Source organism: Pseudonocardia sp. UM4_GMWB1 (genome assembly GCF_017312155.1).
GTDB classification, from domain to species: domain Bacteria; phylum Actinomycetota; class Actinomycetes; order Mycobacteriales; family Pseudonocardiaceae; genus Pseudonocardia; species Pseudonocardia alni.
Genome location: NZ_QJPN01000001.1, coordinates 3,716,145 through 3,735,413, shown reverse-complemented (window position 1 = coordinate 3,735,413; position 19,269 = coordinate 3,716,145). Strand labels below are relative to the sequence as shown.

1 protein-coding gene (cut by a window edge) is annotated in these 19,269 nt (G+C 76.7%); it reads left to right on the top strand.

Annotated elements, in window-relative coordinates; genetic code table 11:
- Positions 1 to 19,269 carry the 3' portion of an SDR family NAD(P)-dependent oxidoreductase gene (locus DMP15_RS17670; RefSeq protein ID WP_337826190.1) on the top strand. 13,362 nt of this gene lie to the left of the window's left edge, so only the last 19,269 of its 32,631 coding nucleotides appear in the window; its start codon lies beyond the left edge, outside the window; it ends in the stop codon at positions 19,267 to 19,269.

The following is a 19,269-nucleotide window of genomic DNA, read 5'->3' as shown; positions in this document are numbered from 1 at the left end:
GAACTGGCCCTGCGCGCCGGCGACGAGGTCGGCTGCGACCGCGTCGAGGAGCTCACCCTCGCCGCCCCGCTGGTGGTGCCCACCCGTGGTGCCGTGCGGACCCAGGTCCGGGTCGGCGTCGCCGACGACGACGGCCGCCGCACCGTCACCGTGCACGCCCGGCCCGACGACGCCGGCGACGCACCCTGGACCCAGCACGCCGCCGGCACCCTGACCACGGCCGCACCGGAGCCGACCGGCTTCGACGCCACGACCTGGCCGCCCACCGGTGCGCGCGAGCTGCCGCTCCGGGGTTGCTACGAGCGGTTCGCCGAGGCCGGGTTCGGTTACGGCCCGGTGTTCCAGGGACTGACCGGCGCCTGGCAGGACGGCGACACCGTCTACGCCGAGGTCGCACTGCCCGGGCAGGCCACCGACGACGCGGCCCGCTTCGGGCTGCACCCCGCCCTGCTCGACGCCGCCCTGCACGCCGGGATGCTCGACGACGACGGCACCGCAGGCCTCCCGTTCTCCTGGGACGGGGTCACTCTGCACGCCACCGGCGCCGTCGCGCTGCGCGTGCGGCTGACCCGCACCGGCGGCGGCATCGCGATCGCCGCCGCCGACCCGGCGGGCCACCCGGTCGCGACCGTCGACACGCTCGCCGTCCGCCCGGTCGCCGAGGCACAGCTCGCACCCACCGGCACCGGCGACGCACTGTTCGCGCTCGACTGGACCCCGGTCGACGACGCCCCGGCCGGCATCCCGGCGCCCGCGACGGTCGCCGTCGTCGGCATCGGCGTCGGGGACGACCACGGGGACAGCGCAGCCGCCGAGGTCGCCGCGGGCCTGTCCGCCGCGGGCACCGACGCGACCGTCCACACCGGCCCCGCCACGGCGATCGAGGAGCTGGGGGACACGGTGGTCGTCACCGTGGACGGTGAAGGTGCCGACACGGCGACCGCCGCCCACACCCTGACCGCCGCCGTCCTCGACCTGCTGCAGCAGTGGACCGCCGGGACCGGTTCCGGGCGGCTCGCCGTCGTCACCCGGGGCGCCGTCGCCGCCGGGGGGACCGCACCCACCGACGTCGCCGCCGCCGCGGTGCACGGCCTCGTCCGCTCCGCCCGGTCCGAGTTCCCCGACGGCATCGTGCTCGTCGACCTCGATCCGGCGACCGCCGGCGCCGCGGACGACGGTCCGCTGCTGCTCGCCGCGCTGCACACCGGTGAGCCGCAGATCGCGGTGCGCGACGGTGCCCTGCTCGCCGGGCGCCTGACCCGGGCGCAGACCGGCTCCGGTCTCGTCGTGCCGGCGGTGGACGCCTGGTGCCTCGACAGCACCACCCCGGGCAGCATCGACGGCCTCGCCCTCGTGCCCCACCCGGAGGCGGGCGCCCCGCTCACCGGTCACCAGGTGCGGGTCGCGATCCGCGCCGCGGGCCTGAACTTCCGCGACGTGCTCAAGTCCCTCGACATGTACCCCGGCGACGCCGGCCGCTACGGCCACGAGGCGGCGGGGGTGGTCCTCGCGACCGGCCCGGACGTCACCGGGCTCGCCCCGGGCGACCGCGTCCTGGGCATGATCTCGGGCAGCTTCTCCTCGGTGGCCGTCGACGACACCCGCCGCCTCACCCGGATCCCGGACGGCTGGGACTGGGAGACCGCCGCGTCGGTCCCGCTGGTCTTCCTCACCGCCTGGCACGCCCTGCGCCAGCTCGGGAACCTGACGGCGGGGGAGAAGGTGCTCGTCCACGCCGGTGCCGGTGGCGTCGGCATGGCCGCGGTCCAGATCGCCCGGCACCTCGGTGCCGAGGTGTACGCGACGGCGTCGGAGCCCAAGCAGCACGTGCTGCGCAGCCTGGGCGTCGCCGAGGACCACATCGCCTCCTCGCGGACCCTGGAGTTCGCCGAGACCTTCGCCGGGACGGACCTCGACGTCGTCCTCAACTCGCTGGCCGGGGAGTTCGTCGACGCCTCGATGGGGCTGCTCGGCGACGGCGGCCGGTTCCTGGAGATGGGCAAGACCGACATCCGCGACGCGGACTCCGCGCCGGCCGGCGTCTCCTACCAGGCCTTCGACCTCGCCTGGGTCGAGCCCGAGGCCATCGGCGCCATGTTCGCCGAGCTGATGGACCTCTTCGCGGCCGGCGTGCTGGACCCGCTGCCGGTCCGCACCTGGGACGTCCGCGACGCCCCCGCCGCGTTCCGCTTCATGAGCGCCGCCCAGCACATCGGCAAGATCGTCCTGACCCTCCCGCGGCCGTGGACCACCGAGGGCACCGTCCTGGTCACCGGCGGCACCGGTGGCCTGGGCGGGCTGCTCGCCCGTCACCTGGTCGCGACCCACGGGGTGCGGCATCTGCTGCTGACCAGCCGGTCCGGTGCGGACGCGCCGGGTGCTGCGGAGCTGGTGTCCGAGCTCGGTGAGCTGGGTGCGCAGGTGTCGGTGGCGGCGTGTGACGTCACCGACGCCGAAGCGGTCGCCGCGTTGGTGGCCGGTGTGCCCGGTGGCCACCCGCTGCGTGCCGTCGTGCACACCGCCGGTGTGCTGGACGACGGGGTGCTGGCCTCGCTCACGCCCGGGCGTCTGGCGCGGGTGCTGGCGCCGAAGGTGGACGGTGCGTGGAACCTGCACCGCGCGACCGAGCACCTGGATCTGGACGCGTTCGTGCTGTTCTCCTCGGTGGCCGGGGTGTTCGGCGGGGCCGGGCAGGCGAACTATGCCGCCGGCAACGCGTTCCTCGACGCCCTGGCCGCGCACCGCGCCGCCGCCGGCCTGCCCGGCGTGTCCCTGGCCTGGGGCGCGTGGGGCCAGGAGGCCGGCATGACCGCCGGTCTCGACGAGCGCGACGTCCGCCGGGCCGCCGAGTCCGGGATGCCGCTGCTCGCCGCAGGGCAGGCCCTCGCCCTGTTCGACGCCGCCCTCGCCACGGGGCGTCCCGCGCTCGTCCCGGTGCGGCTCGACCTGGCCACGCTGCACCGTCGCGGGACCGTCCCGCCGCTGCTGCGCGGGCTCGTCCGCGCCCCCGCCCGCCGCGCCGCGACGACCACGGCGGCCGACGCCGGCGGCCTGGCCGGGCGGCTCGGTGCCCTCGGCCGCGCCGAGCGGCGCGCCGCCCTGCTCGACCTGGTCCGCGGTGAGGCCGCGACCGTGCTCGGGCACGCGGGCGGTGACCGCATCGACCCCGAGCTGGCCTTCCGCGACCTCGGCTTCGACTCGCTGACCGCCGTCGAGCTGCGCAACAAGCTCGGCGCCGCCACCGGTCTGCGGCTGCCCGCCACCGCGATCTTCGACTACCCGACGGTCGTCGCGCTCGCCGAGCACCTGCTCGTCGGGCTCCTCGGCCCGGACGCCGACGGCGACTCCGGGACCGGCGCCGACATCGCCGGGATCACCACGGCCGACGACCCCGTCGTCGTCGTGGGGATGAGCTGCCGCTTCCCCGGCGGGATCGGCTCGCCCGAGGACCTGTGGCGGGTCCTCGACGAGGGCACCGACGTGATCGCCGGGTTCCCGACCGACCGCGGCTGGGACCTCGACGACCTGTTCGACGACGATCCCGCGCACCGCGGCACCTCCTACGCCCGCTCCGGCGGGTTCCTCGACGACGCCGCCGGCTTCGACGCGGACTTCTTCGGGATGAGCCCGCGCGAGGCGATGGCGACCGACGCCCAGCAGCGGCTGCTGCTGGAGTCGTCGTGGGAGGCGATCGAGCGCGCCGGGCTGGACCCGCACAGCCTGCGGGACAGCCGGACCGGTGTGTTCGCCGGCGTCATGTACTCGGGCTACGGCACCCGTCTGGACGGCGACGAGTTCGAGGGCTTCCAGGGCCAGGGCAGCGCGCTGTCGGTGGCCTCGGGCCGCATCTCCTACTCGTTCGGCTTCGAGGGTCCGGCGATGACGGTGGACACGGCGTGCTCGTCGTCGCTGGTCGCCCTGCACCTCGCCGCGCAGGCGCTGCGCGGCGGGGAGTGCGACCGGGCGCTCGCCGGCGGTGTCACCGTCATGGCGGGCCCCGAGACCTTCGTCGAGTTCTCCCGCCAGCGCGGCCTCGCCCCCGACGGGCGATCCAAGCCGTTCTCCGAGTCCGCCGACGGCGTCGGCTGGTCCGAGGGCGTCGGCATGCTCCTGCTGGAGCGGCAGTCCGACGCGCTCCGCCACGGCCACCGCATCCTCGCCGTGGTCCGCGGCTCGGCGGTCAACCAGGACGGCGCCTCCAACGGGCTCACCGCGCCCAACGGGCCGTCCCAGCAGCGGGTCATCCGGCAGGCACTGGCCTCCGGTGGGCTGTCCACCGCCGACGTCGACGCCGTCGAGGCGCACGGCACCGGCACCACCCTGGGCGACCCGATCGAGGCCCAGGCCCTGCTCGCGACCTACGGACAGGACCGCGAGCAGCCGCTGCTGCTCGGCTCGGTCAAGTCCAACATGGGCCACACCCAGGCCGCCGCCGGTGTCGCCGGTGTGATCAAGATGATCATGGCGATGCAGCACGGGGTGCTGCCCCGCACCCTCGGGGTCACCGAGCCCTCCTCGCACGTCGACTGGGACGCCGGGGCGGTCGAGCTGCTCACCGAGCAGACGCCGTGGCCGGAGACCGGGCGTGCCCGCCGCGCCGGGATCTCCTCGTTCGGCATCAGCGGCACCAACGCCCACGTCGTGCTGGAGCAGCCGTCGCCGGTGGAACCCGCCGACGCGGTCGCCCCGGCACCCGCCCGGGACGGCCTGGCGCCGCTGGTGCTGTCCGGCAGGACCCCCGAGGCGCTGCGCGGGCAGGCCGACCGGTTGCGCGCGCACCTGCAGGACCGGTCCGGCCTCGTCCCGGCCGACGTCGCGTCGGCACTGGCGAGCAGCCGGTCGCGGTTCGCCCACCGGGCCGCCGTCCTGGCCGGAGACCGCGACGACGCCCTGCGCGCGCTGGCCGCGCTCGCCGCGGACACCCCCGACCCGGCCGTCGTGACCGGGACCGCCCGGCCCGGCCGCACCGCGGTGGTGTTCTCCGGGCAGGGTTCGCAGCGGCTCGGGATGGGCCGCGAGCTGTACGGGCGGTTCCCGGTGTTCGCCGAGGCGTTCGACGCCGTCGTCGCGGTGCTGGACGCCGAGCTCGGCGGTGACCTGCGGGCCCTGGTATGGGGCACCGACGCCGCGGCGCTGGACGAGACCGGCACGGCCCAGCCCGCGTTGTTCGCGGTCGAGGTCGCGCTGCACCGGCTGGTGGAGTCCTGGGGTGTGCGGGCCGACCTGGTGGCGGGGCACTCGATCGGTGAGATCGCGGCGGCGCACGTGGCCGGGGTGTTCTCGCTGGCCGACGCGGCGCGCCTGGTCGCGGCGCGGGCGTCGCTGATGCAGGCGTTGCCGACCGGGGGCGCGATGGTCGCCGTCCGTGCGACCGAGGAGCAGGTGCGCCCGCACCTGACCGACGACGTGGCGGTCGCCGCGGTCAACGGACCCGCCTCGCTCGTGCTGGCCGGGGCACGAGACGCCGTCCTGGCCGTCGCGGAACAGCTGCGCGCGCAGGGCCGCTCGGTCACCACGCTGCGGGTCTCGCACGCGTTCCACTCGCCGCTGATGGACCCGATGCTCGAGGAGTTCCGAGCCGTCGCCGAGCAGCTCACCTACACCGAGCCGGTGGTGCCGGTGGTGTCGAACGTGACCGGTGCGCTGGCGGGGCCGGGTCAGCTGTGCGTCCCGGGGTACTGGGTGCGGCACGTCCGCGAGGCCGTCCGCTTCGGCGACGGGGTGCGGGCGCTGGCCGAGGCCGGCGCGACCACGTTCCTGGAGCTGGGTCCGGACGGGGTGCTCTCGGCGATGGCCCGCGAGTCCCTGCCCGAGGACACGACCGTGACGGTCCCGGTGCTGCGCCGCGACCGCGACGAGGAGCGCACCGCCCTCACCGCGCTCGCCACGCTGCACACCACGGGCGTCCCCGTCGACTGGACCGCCCTGCTCCCGGCCGGGCCGGACCACGTCGACCTGCCGACCTACGCCTTCCAGCACCGGCACTTCTGGCCGTCCGGAGCGATCGGCGCACCGGCCGGGACCGGGACGACCGGGCACCCGCTGGCCGGCAGCGTCGTCGCGCTCGCCGACGGCGAGGGCCTCGTGCTCACCGGTCGGATCTCGACCCGCACCCAGCCGTGGCTGGCCGACCACGCCGTCGGCGGCCGGGTGCTGCTGCCCGGCACCGCGTTCGTCGAGCTCGTCCTGCGCGCCGGTGAGGAGGTCGGCTGCGACCACGTCGAGGAGCTCACGCTCACCGCACCGCTGGTGCTGCCCGACGACGAGACCGTCCGGACCCAGGTCCGCCTCGGGGCGGCCGACGCCGCGGGCCGCAGGCCCGTCACCGTCCACTCCCGCCCCCACGGCACCGACGACGACCCGGACCCCGACGCCGGGTGGACCCTGCACGCCACCGGCACGCTGGTCACCGCCCTCCCGCCGGTCCCGGACCCGCTCGACGGGATCTGGCCGCCCGCCGGCGCCGAACCGGTGGACCTCGACGGCTTCTACCCGGCCCGCGCGGCCGAGGGCTTCGCCTACGGCCCGTCCTTCCAGGGCCTGCGGGCCGCCTGGCGGCGCGACGGCGAGGTGTTCGCCGAGCTCGCCCTGCCCGAACCCGCCGACGGGACCGCCACGGCCTACGCCCTGCACCCCGCCCTGCTCGACGCCGCCCTGCAGTCGGCATGGCTGGCCGAGGACCGGGGCGGGGACACGGCCGGCACCACCGCCGCGGGCGTCCCGTTCGCCTGGAGCGGTGTCTCGCTGGCCGCCGCCGGTGCGTCCGCGCTGCGGGCCCGGCTGCGCCGCGACCCCGACGGCACCCTCACCGTCTCCGCGACCGACACCGGCGGCGCACCCGTCGCCGAGGTCCGGGCGCTGGAGATGCGGCCGGTCGGTACTCCCGACGACGTCGCCCCCGGTGTCCGGGACGCCCTGTTCGGCCTCGACTGGACCCCCGTCCCCGATGCCGGACCGCTCCCCGACGCCACCACGGCCGTCCTGGTCGGGGACGATCCGTTCGACCTGACCGGCGCACTGGCCGAGCTCGGCGCGACCGTCGAGCACCACGACGACCTGCCGGCCGGAACGCCCGCCGGACCGGTGCTGCTGCCCGTCGCCGCGCCCGCGGACCCCGGCGGCGAGGACGCCGCCGCAGCGGCCCACACGCTCACCGCCCGGGTGCTCGGCCTGGTCCGCGCCCGCCTGGAGCAGGAGCGTTTCGCCGGGACCCGCTTCCTGGTCGTCACCCGCGGCGCGACAACCGGGCACGACCCGGCGGCGGCCGCGGTGTGGGGCCTGGTCCGGTCGGCGCAGTCGGAGAACCCCGGCGCGTTCGGCCTGCTCGACCTCGACCCGCACGCCGCGGCCACGCTGCCGGCCGCGGCGCTGGGCGGCGACGAGCCGCAGCTGCGCACCCACGGCGGGGAGCTGCGGGCGGCCCGCCTGGCCCGCCGCGCACCCGCCGGCGACGACACCGCGGCCGCCGGCCTCGGCGCCGGCACCGTCCTGGTGACCGGCGGAACCGGTGGTCTCGGCGCCGTGCTCGCCCGCCACCTGGTGGCCGCGCACGACGTGCGTGAGCTGCTGCTGGTCAGCCGCCGCGGCCCGGACGCCGAGGGCGCCGCCGACCTCGTCGCCGACCTGGCCGACGCCGGGGCACGCGCCACCGTCGTCGCCTGCGACGTGTCCGACCGCGACGCGGTCACCGCGCTCCTCGACGACCACCCGGTGCACGCGGTGGTCCACGCCGCGGGCGTGCTCGACGACGGGCTGGTCGCGACGCTGACCCCCGAGCGGCTCGCCGCGGTGCTCCGCCCGAAGGTCGACGCCGCCTGGCACCTCCACGAGGCGACCCGCGACCGCGACCTCGCGGCGTTCGTGATGTTCTCCTCGGTCGCCGGAGTGCTCGGCAACCCGGGACAGGCGAACTACGCCGCCGGCAACGCGTTCCTCGACGCCCTGGCGCTGCGGCGCCGCACCGAGGGGCTTCCCGGCACCGCCCTGGCCTGGGGCCCCTGGGAACAGGGCATGGCGGGAGAGCTGACCGAGGCCGAGGCGGCGCGCCTCGCGCGCTCCGGGGTCCCGGCGCTGACCGTCGAGCACGGACTCGCCCTGTTCGACGCCGCCCTGGCCACCGGCGAACCGGCGCTCGCGCCGATGCGTCTCGACCCGGCCGCGCTGCGTGCCCACGGGGAGGTGCCCGCGGTCCTGCGGGCGCTGGTCCGGGGCCGCTCCCGCCGCGCCGCGGTCGCCGGCTCGGCCGCCGCCTCGGGGCTGCGTGACCGTCTGGCCCCGCTCACCCCCGAGGAGCGGCGCGAGGTGCTCCTCGACCTCGTCCGCGGCCAGGTCGCGCTGGTCCTGGGCCACGCGGGCGCCGCCGACGTCGACGCCGGGCGCGCGTTCCGCGACCTCGGCTTCGACTCGCTCACCTCGGTGGAGCTGCGCAACCGGCTCAACACCGTCACCGGGCTGCGACTGCCCGCCACGATGGTCTTCGACCACCCGACCGTCGACCTGCTGGTCGACGTGATCGCCGACGACCTGTTCGGCACCGACGACGACCTCCCGGCCGCCCCGGTGCGGACCGCCGCGGTCGCCGACGACCCGATCGTCATCGTCGGCATGGCGTCGCGCTACCCCGGCGGTGTCGCCACCCCGGACGACCTGTGGACCCTGGTCACCTCGGGCGGCGACGCGATCACCGGGTTCCCCACCGACCGAGGCTGGGACCTGGAGAACCTCTACCACCCCGACGCCGACCACCTCGGCACCTCCTACACCCGCGAGGGTGGCTTCCTGCACGACGCCGCCGAGTTCGATGCCGGGTTCTTCGGGATGAGCCCGCGGGAGGCCACCGCGACCGACGCGCAGCAGCGGCTGCTGCTGGAGACGAGCTGGGAGGCGGTCGAGCGGGCCGGGATCGACCCGGTCTCGCTGCGCGGCAGCGCGACCGGTGTGTTCGCCGGGGTCATGTACAGCGACTACGGCACGGTGCTCGCCGGGCCCGAGTACGAGGGCTTCCAGGGCAGCGGCAGTTCCCCGAGCGTCGCCTCGGGCCGGGTGTCCTACACCCTCGGGCTGGAGGGCCCGGCGGTCACCATCGACACCGCGTGCTCGTCGTCGCTGGTCGCGATGCACTGGGCGATGCAGGCCCTGCGCTCGGGGGAGTGCTCGCTCGCACTCGCCGGCGGCGTGACGGTCATGTCGACCCCCGGCGTGTTCGTCGACTTCGCCCGCCAGCGCGGCCTGTCCCCGGACGGACGCTGCAAGGCGTTCTCCGACGACGCCGACGGCGTCGGCTGGGCCGAGGGCGCCGGCATGCTGGTGCTGGAGCGGCAGTCCGACGCGCTCCGGAACGGTCACGAGATCCTGGCCGTGGTGCGCGGGTCGGCGGTCAACCAGGACGGTGCGTCCAACGGTCTCACCGCGCCCAACGGCCCGTCGCAGCAGCGCGTGATCCGCCAGGCACTCGCCAGCGGTGGGCTGTCCACCGGCGACGTCGACGTCGTCGAGGCGCACGGCACCGGCACCACCCTGGGCGACCCGATCGAGGCCCAGGCGCTGATCGCGACCTACGGGCGGGACCGCGACACCGACCGGCCGCTGCTGCTCGGGTCGGTCAAGTCGAACATCGGCCACACCCAGGCCGCCGCCGGCGTCGCCGGTGTGATCAAGATGGTGCAGGCGATGCGGCACGGCACCCTGCCGGCGACGTTGCACGCCGGTGTCCCCTCGTCGCACGTGGACTGGTCCGACGGCACGGTCGCGCTGCTCACCGAGCAGAGGGCGTGGCCGGAGACCGGGCGGGCCCGCCGGGCGGCGGTGTCGTCGTTCGGGATCAGCGGCACCAACGCCCACGTGATCCTGGAGCAGCCGGCCACGGACGCATCCGGGCCGGTCGCGACCCCCGACGGCACCGACCACGACCGGGCCGTGCCCTGGGTGCTGTCCGGCCGCACGCCCGAGGCACTGGCCGGGCAGGCCGGGAAGCTGGCCGAGGCGCTGGAACGGCGCCCCGGACTGCGGCCCGCCGACGTCGGTCTGTCCCTGGCGACCGGCCGCACGCTGTTCGACCACCGCGCCGCCGTCCTGGCCGCCGACCGCGAGGAGGCACTGCGCGGGCTGACCGCGCTCGCCGCGGACCTCCCGGACCCGGCGGTCGTCACCGGGGCCGTCCGGAGCGGCCGGACCGCGGTGCTCTTCTCCGGTCAGGGGTCGCAGCGGCCCGGCATGGGCCGTGAGCTCCACGACCGGTTCCCGGTATTCGCCGAGGCGTTCGACGCGGTCATGGCCGCGCTGGAGGCCGAGCTGGGCTCGGACCTGCGCCCGGTCGTGTGGGGCTCCGACACGAAGCCGCTGGACGAGACCGGGGCGGCGCAGCCGGCACTGTTCGCGGTCGAGGTCGCCCTGTTCCGGCTGGTGGAGTCGTGGGGGATCACCCCCGACGTCCTGGCCGGGCACTCGATCGGCGAGATCGCCGCGGCGCACGTGGCCGGGGTGTTCTCGTTGGCCGACGCGGCGCGGCTGGTCGCGGCGCGGGCGTCGCTGATGCAGGCGCTCCCGGCGGGCGGCGCGATGATCGCCGTCCGCGCGACCGAGGACGACGTGGCCCCGTACGTCACCGACCGGCTGTCGATCGCGGCGGTCAACGGCCCGGAGTCGGTCGTCGTCTCCGGCGACGAGCACGCCGTCCGCGAGGTGGCCGCCCGGTTCACCGCCGACGGGCACCGGGCCACCGCGCTGCGGGTGTCGCACGCGTTCCACTCGCCCCTGATGGACCCGATGCTCTCCGAGTTCGGGGCCGTCGCCGCCGGGATCACCTACCGCGAACCGTCGATCCCGGTGGTGTCGAACGTGACCGGCGCGCTCGCCGGGCCGGGGGAGCTGTGCGACCCCGGGTACTGGGTGCGCCACGTCCGCGAGACCGTCCGCTTCGCCGACGGCGTCACCGCCCTGCAGGGCGCCGGCGTCGGCACCTTCCTGGAGCTCGGACCGGACGGCGTGCTGTCCGCGCTGGTCAGCAGCCAGACGGCCGACGGCGTCGTCGTCCCGCTGCTGCGCAAGGACCGCCCCGAGCCGGGCGCGGCGCTCGCCGCGCTGGCCCGGCTGCACACCGCGGGCACGGACGTCGACTGGCCGGCGCTGCTCACCGGCGGACGCCGGGTCGAGCTGCCCACCTACGCCTTCCAGCGGGAGCGGTACTGGCCCGCCGGGCCGCTCGGCGGGACGGCCGACCTGAGGGCGGTCGGGCTCGGCGCGGCCGGGCACCCGCTGCTCGGCGCCGCCGTCGGCCTGGCCGCCGACGACGGATGCCTGTTCACCGGGCGGATGTCGCTGCGCACCCACCCGTGGCTGGCCGACCACACCGTCGCCGGCCGGGTCGTCGTGCCGGGCACCGCGCTGCTGGAGATGGCCGTGCGTGCCGGCGACGAGGTCGGCTGCGACCGGGTCGACGAGCTCACCCTCGGCGCCCCGCTGGTCCTGCCCACCTCCGGGTCGGTGCAGGTCCAGGTCGCCGTCGAGGCACCCGACGAGGCCGGACGCCGCACCGTGGGTGTCTGGTCCCGCTCCGGTGACGACGGGACCTGGACCCGGCACGCGACCGGAGCGCTCAGCACCGCCGGGAGCCCCGCCGTTGGCGAGGCGACGACCGAATGGCCGCCCGCCGGGGCCGAGCCGGTCGAGGTCCAGGGCTGCTACGACGCCTTCGCCGACGCCGGATTCGGCTACGGCCCGGTGTTCCGCGGCCTGCGTGCGGCCTGGCGCCGCGGCGAGGAGCTGTTCGCCGAGGTCGCGCTGCCCGAGGAGACGGCCGGGTCCGCCGACGCGTTCGGCCTGCACCCGGCGCTGCTCGACGCGGCGTTGCACACCTCCCTGCTCACCGGGCTCGGTGACGGCGGGACGGCGGCGCTGCCCTTCTCCTGGCAGGGCGTGTCCCTGCACCGCTCCGGGGCCACGGCGCTGCGGGTGCGGCTCGCCCCGTCCGGCGCCGACGCGATGTCGGTGCGGGCGAGCGACCCGGCCGGGGCACCGGTCGTCACCGTGGACTCGCTGGTCACCCGGGCCGTCGCCGCCGACGCGGCGACCCACGGCGTCGGTGACGCGCTGTTCGAGGTCACCCGGCAGCCCGTCGCGGCCACCGGGGCACCGCGCACGGTCGCGGTGCTCGGCGAGGACCCCCTCGGTCTCGCCGGCCCGCTCGCGGACGCGGGTGTGCCCGTCGGCTCCGGCACCGACGTCGCCGTGATCGCCGCGCGCGACGAGGTCCCGGAGGTGGTCGTCCTCGGTGTGGACGGCGCCGGCGACCCGGTGTCCGGTACCCACCGGACCACCGCCGAGGTCCTGGGGACGCTGCAGGAATGGCTCCGGCACGACGCACTCGCCGGGTCCCGGCTGGTCGTCGTGACCCGGGGTGCGACCGACGGCAGCGACCTCGCGGCCGCCGCCGTCGCCGGGCTGGTGCGGTCGGCGCAGACCGAGCACCCCGGCGCCGTCGGCCACCTCGATCTCGGCGGTGACGGCACCGTCGACGCGGACGCCCTCGCCTCGGCTCTCGACTCCGACGAGCCTGCGCTGACGCTCTCCGGCGCGGAGATCCGTGCCCCCCGCCTCACCCGGCTGCCCGTCGGGGGCGACCCGGCCGTCTGGAATCCGGACGGCACGGTGCTGGTCACCGGTGGGACCGGCGGCCTCGGCGCGCAGCTCGCGCGCCATCTGGTCGAGGTCCACGGGGTCCGGCACCTGGTGCTCGCGAGCCGCCGCGGGGCCGACGCCCCCGGCAGCGCCGTGCTCGTCGACGAGCTCACCGCCCGCGGCGCCTCGGTGTCCGTGCGGGTCTGCGACGTGTCCGACCCCGCCGCGGTCACCGCTCTCGTCGCCGACGCCGGCGCGGACCGGCCGCTGACCGCGGTCGTGCACACCGCGGGCGTCCTGGACGACGGTGTGCTCGCCTCGCTCACCGCCGAGCGGCTCGGCACCGTGCTGGCGCCGAAGGCCGACGCGGCCTGGTACCTGCACGAGGCGACCCGGCACCTGGACCTCGACGCGTTCGTCGTGTTCTCGTCGGTGGCGGGCGTGCTGGGCGGCGCCGGACAAGCGAACTACGCCGCGGGCAACGCCTTCCTCGACGCCCTGGCGGCGCACCGCCGTGCCGCCGGCCTGCCCGGTGTCTCGCTGGCCTGGGGGCCGTGGGAGCAGGGCAGCGGTATGACCGGCACCCTCGACGACGCCGAGGCCGCGCGCCTGGCCCGTTCCGGGATGCCGCCGCTGTCGGCGCAGGACGGCCTGTCGCTGTTCGACGCGGCCCTGGCCGTGAGCGGCACCGCCGACGGTCCCTCGCTCGTCGCTCCGGTGCGGCTGGACACCGCGGCGCTGGCGGAGTCCGGTGAGGTCCCTGCGATCCTGCGCGGCCTGGTCCGGACCCGCACCCGCCGCGCCGCGGCCGGCGGTGCGGCGACCGTCGCCGGCCTGGTGGACCGGCTCGTGGCCCTCGGGCCCGACGCGCGCCACCGGGAGCTCCTCGACCTGGTCCGCGCCCGGATCGCGATGGTCCTGGGGCACGCGGACCCGGCCGTGGTCGACGAGCGGGCACCGCTGCGCGACCTCGGGTTCGACTCGCTCACCGCGGTCGAGCTCCGGAACCGGCTGAGCACGGCCACCGGCCTGCGGCTCACCGCGACCCTGGTGTTCGACCACCCGACCGCCACCGCGCTCGCCGAGCACCTGCACGAGGAGCTGTTCGGCGCCGACGGAGTAGTGCCGGCCCCCGTCGCGGCCCCGGCCGCGGTCGCCGACGACCCGGTCGTCGTCGTCGGGATGGCGTGCCGGTTCCCCGGCGGGGTGTCCTCGCCGGAGGACCTGTGGCGGCTGCTCGACGACGGCGTCGACGCGGTCTCCGGGTTCCCCACGAACCGGAACTGGGATCTCGGGTCGGTCTACGACCCGGACCCCGACCACATCGGCACCTCCTCCACCCGCCACGGTGGGTTCCTGCACGACGCCGGTGGGTTCGACGCCGGTTTCTTCGGGATGAGCCCCCGTGAGGCGACGGCCACCGACGCCCAGCAGCGGCTGCTGCTGGAGACCTCCTGGGAGGCGGTCGAGCGGGCCGGGATCGACCCGGTCTCCCTGCGTGGCAGCGCCACCGGTGTGTTCGCCGGGGTCATGTACAGCGACTACGGCTCGATCCTGGGCGGCCGGGAGTTCGAGGGGCTCCAGGGCCAGGGCAGCTCGCCGAGCGTCGCCTCGGGCCGGGTGTCCTACACCCTGGGCCTGGAGGGCCCGGCGGTCACCGTCGACACCGCGTGCTCGTCGTCGCTGGTGGGGATGCACCTGGCCGCGCAGGCGCTGCGGGCGGGGGAGTGCACGCTGGCCCTCGCGGGCGGCGTGACGGTGATGTCGACGCCGGGCACGTTCGTCGAGTTCTCCCGGCAGCGGGGCCTGTCCCCGGACGGGCGCTGCAAGGCGTTCGCCGACGCCGCCGACGGCGTCGGCTGGTCCGAGGGCGTCGGGATGCTGGTGCTGGAGCGGCGGTCCGACGCGCTGCGGAACGGTCACGAGATCCTGGCGGTGCTGCGCGGGTCGGCGGTGAACCAGGACGGTGCGTCGAACGGGCTGACCGCGCCGAACGGTCCGTCGCAGCAGCGGGTGATCCGCCGGGCGCTGGCGAACGCCGGCCTGGGTGTGGGTGACGTGGACGTGGTGGAGGCGCACGGCACCGGCACGACGCTGGGTGACCCGATCGAGGCGCAGGCCCTGATCGCGACCTACGGGCGGGACCGGGACATCGACCGGCCGCTGCTGCTGGGCTCGGTGAAGTCGAACCTGGGTCACACGCAGGCCGCGGCCGGTGTGGCGGGTGTGATCAAGATGGTGCTGGCGATGCGGCACGGGACGGTGCCGCGCACGTTGCACGTGGACGCGCCGTCCTCGCACGTGGACTGGTCCGACGGCACGGTCGCGCTGCTCACCGAGCCGACGCCGTGGCCGGAGACCGGCCGTGCGCGCCGGGCGGGTGTGTCGTCGTTCGGCATCAGCGGCACCAACGCCCACATCGTGCTGGAGCAGCCCGTCGCCGTCGCCGAGCCCGGCGAGCCTGCCGAGCCCGAACCCCGCGTGGTGCCGTGGGTGCTGTCCGGCCGGTCGCCGGAGGCAGTGCGCGCCCAGGCGGCGCGGCTGCGCGACGCGCTCACCGAGCAGCCCGGCCCGCGCCGGGTCGACGTGGCCCACGCGCTCGCGACCACCCGGTCGGAGTTCGCCCATCGCGCCGTCGTCCTGGCCGGGGCCGGTCCCGATCCGCTCGCCGCGCTCGACGCGGTCGCCTGCGGCCGCCCCGACCCGGCGGCGGTCACCGGGGAGAGCGACGGCGGCCGCACGGCCCTGCTGTTCTCCGGGCAGGGTTCGCAGCGTCCCGGCATGGGCCGGGATCTCTACGCCCGGTTCCCGGTGTTCGCCGAGGCGTTCGACGCGGTCGTCGCCGCGCTGGACGCCGAGCTGGAGCCGGCAGACGGCGGCACGCTGCGCGAGGTGATGTGGGCTGCCGACAACGGGGAGTCCGGTCGCCTGGACGAGACCGGCTGGACCCAGCCCGCGCTCTTCGCGGTCGAGGTCGCGGCGCACCGGCTCGTGGAGTCGTGGGGTGTGCGGCCGGACCTGGTGGCCGGGCACTCGATCGGCGAGATCGCCGCGGCGCACGTGGCCGGGGTGTTCTCGCTGGCCGACGCGGCCCGCCTCGTGGCGGCGCGGGCCCGTCTGATGCAGGCGCTCCCGACCGGCGGCGCGATGATCGCGGTGCAGGCGAGGGCGGACGAGGTCACCCCGCTGCTCACCGGTGACGTCGCGATCGCGGCGGTGAACGGGCCGGCCTCGGTGGTGGTGTCCGGCACCGAGGACGCCGTGCTGGCCGTCGGGACCCGGCTCGCCGAGCAGGGCAGGCGGACCACCAGGCTGCAGGTGTCGCACGCGTTCCACTCGCCGCTGATGGACCCGATGCTCGAGGGGTTCCGGGCGGTCGCCGAGCGGCTGACCTATGCCGAGCCGGTGGTGCCTGTGGTGTCGAACCTGACCGGTGCGCTCGCGCGGCCGGGTCAGCTGTGCGATCCGGAGTACTGGGTGCGTCACGTCCGCGAGACCGTCCGCTTCGCCGACGGTCTCGCGTCGCTGGACGCCGCGGGCGTCACCGCCTACCTGGAGATCGGACCGGACGGGGTCCTGTCGGCACTGGCCGCACAGACCGTCCCGGAGGGCGCCGTCACGGTGCCCCTGCTGCGCCGCGACCGCGACGAGGAGACGACCGCGCTCACCGCGCGGGCGCAGCTGCACGCTGCCGGGCGCACCGGCGGCTGGCACGACCTGTTCACCGGGACCCGGCCGGCCCGTGTCGACCTCCCGACGTACGCGTTCCAGCACCAGTGGTTCTGGCCGGCGGCCCGGACCGCGGACGGCGACGTCCGCGCGGCCGGGCTCGGCGCGCCCGAGCACCCGCTGCTCGGCGCCGCCGTGGAGCTCGCGTCCGGCGGGGGAGTGGTGTTCACCGGACGGCTGTCCCGCGGCTCGCACCCGTGGCTGGTCGACCACACGGTGCTGGGGCACGTACTGGTCCCCGGCACGGCGCTGCTCGACATGGCGATCCGGGCCGGTGACCAGGTCGGATGCGACCGGGTCGAGGAGCTGACCCTGGCCGCCCCGCTGGCCCTGCCCGAGCAGGGGGCCCTGCAGCTGCAGGTGACCGTCGACGCGCCGGACCCCGACGGGAACCGGGCCATCGGCATCCACTCCCGGCCGGAGGGCGCGGGCGAGGACGCCTGGACCCGGCACGCGGCCGGTGCGCTGGCGCCGGCCGGTCCCGCCGCCCCCCTCGGGGCGGACGCGGCGGTGTGGCCGCCGCCGGACGCCGTCGAGATCGACACGGAGGGCTGCTACGACACCTTCGCCGACGCCGGCTTCGTCTACGGCCCGGTGTTCCGCGGCCTGCGCGCAGCCTGGCGCCGTGGCGAGGAGCTCTTCGCCGAGGTCGAGCTCCCCGACGGCGCCGGTGGCACCGACGGGTTCGGCCTGCATCCGGCCCTGCTCGACGCGGCACTGCACGTGTCGCTGCTGGCGGCACTCGCTTCCGACGGCACCGGCGGCACCGGCGGCGGGGCGTTGCCCTTCTCCTGGTCCGGGGTGTCGCTGATGGCCGGCGGAGCCGCAGCCCTGCGGGTGCGGATCGCGCCGAGCGCGGACGGTGTCCTGTCGGTGCGGGCCGTCGACGGGGCCGGTGCGCCGGTCGTGACCGTCGAGGCCCTGCACACCCGGCAGGTCGGCGCCGAACAGCTGCGTGCCGCCCGGACCGACCGTGACGCGCTGTTCGGGCTGGACTGGACGGTCGTCGACGCCGCGGAGGGGGCCGCTCCCGTGGTCGCCGTCCTCGGGGCCGACCCGTTCGGGCTGGCCGGGGCGGTGCCGGACGCCGTGCAGGTCGACGACCTGGCCACACTCGTGTCGGCCACGGACCCGGTGCCGGACGTGGTGCTGTTCCCGGTCGCGGCCGAGCCGGGCGTCACCGGGCGGCCCGAGGAGGTGCGCGCCTGCACCGTCCGGGTCCTGGAGCAGCTCCAGCGGTGGCTCGCCACCGAGGAGCTCGCGACGGCCCGGCTGGTGGTCGTCACCCGTGGCGCCGTCACGGTGGACGACGGCGGTGTCGGCGACCTGCCGGCCGCCGCGGTCCGTGGTCTGGTCCGGTCGGCGTCCCACGAGAACCCGGGCACCTTCGGGCTGCTCGACCTCGACCCGGACGCAGCCGGCACGGATTTCTCCGGGTTGGCCGCGGCGCTGACCGCGCTCGCCACCGAGCCCGAGCTGGCGGTGCGCGACGGCGCGCTGCGCGCCCCGCGCCTGGCCCGGATCGCCGCGACGCACGAGCAGCCCGATGGATCCGACGCGCGCCCGGCCCTGCGGACCGACGGCACCGTGCTCGTCACCGGCGGGACCGGCGGGCTCGGCAGCCTGGTCGCCCGGCACCTCGTCACCGGACGCGGTGTGCGGGACCTGGTCCTCGCCGGCCGCCGCGGACCGTCCGCACCGGGCGCGGCGGAGCTCGTCGCCGACCTCGAGGCGCTCGGCGCCCGGGTCCGGGTGGTGGCCTGCGACGTCGCCGACCGCGACGCCGTGGCGGCGCTGGTCGCCGAGGCCGGGCGGGAGCGTCCGCTGCGGGGCGTCGTGCACACCGCCGGTGTGCTCGACGACGGCGTGCTCGGCTCCCTCGACGCGGCCCGGCTCGACACCGTGCTGCGGCCCAAGGCCGACGCCGCGTGGCACCTGCACGAGGCGACCCGGGACCTGGACCTCGACGCGTTCGTGCTGTTCTCCTCGGTCGCGGGCGTGCTCGGCGGCGCCGGACAGGCCAACTACGCGGCCGGCAACGCCTACCTCGACGCGCTGGCGGCGAGCCGCCGCGCCGACGGGCTCGCGGGGCTGTCCATGGCCTGGGGGCCGTGGGAGCAGGGCAGCGGCATGACCGGAACCCTGGGCGAGGCCGAGGCACAGCGCCTGGCCCGCTCCGGGATGCCGCCGTTGCCCGCCGAGCAGGGCCTCGAGCTGTTCGACACGCTGCTCGCGGCCGGCTCCACCGGCCGGGCGCTGGTCCTGCCGGTCCGCCTCGGCCTGGCCGCGCTGCGCGCGCTCGACGAGGTCCCGGCGCTGCTGCGGGGCCTGGTCCGGACCACGCCGCGGCGGACCGCCGCCGCGGGCACCGCACCGGACGCCGACGCGCTCGTCCGCCGGCTCGCCGGGCTCGGTGCGGCCGAGCAGGACGAGATCCTGCTCGCGCTCGTGCGGGGCGGGGCCGCCGAGGTGCTCGGGCACACCGACGCCACCGCGGTGGGGGTCCGTCAGCAGTTCCAGGAACTGGGGTTCGACTCGCTCACCGCGGTCGAGTACCGGAACCGGCTCAACGCAGCCACCGGGCTGCGGCTGCCCGCAACCCTGCTGTTCGACTTCCCGACCCCGGCCGAGGTCGTGCGGCATCTGCGGAGCAGGCTCGTCGTCGCCGAGCCCGCGGGCGCCGACGCCGTCCTCGCCGCGCTCGACGGCCTGGAGCGGGCCATCGCGGGCCTGCACGTCGACGACGAGGGGGAGCACCGCCGGGTCGCGGGCCGGATCGAGGTGCTGCGGACCAAGTGGGCCGGGCTGCACACCGAGGACCGGCCGTCGGATCCCGACGGCGACGGCGCCGGGGACGACACCCTCGACGACGCCTCCGACGACGACATGTTCGCCCTGCTCAACGACGAGCTCGGGCTCGGCTGA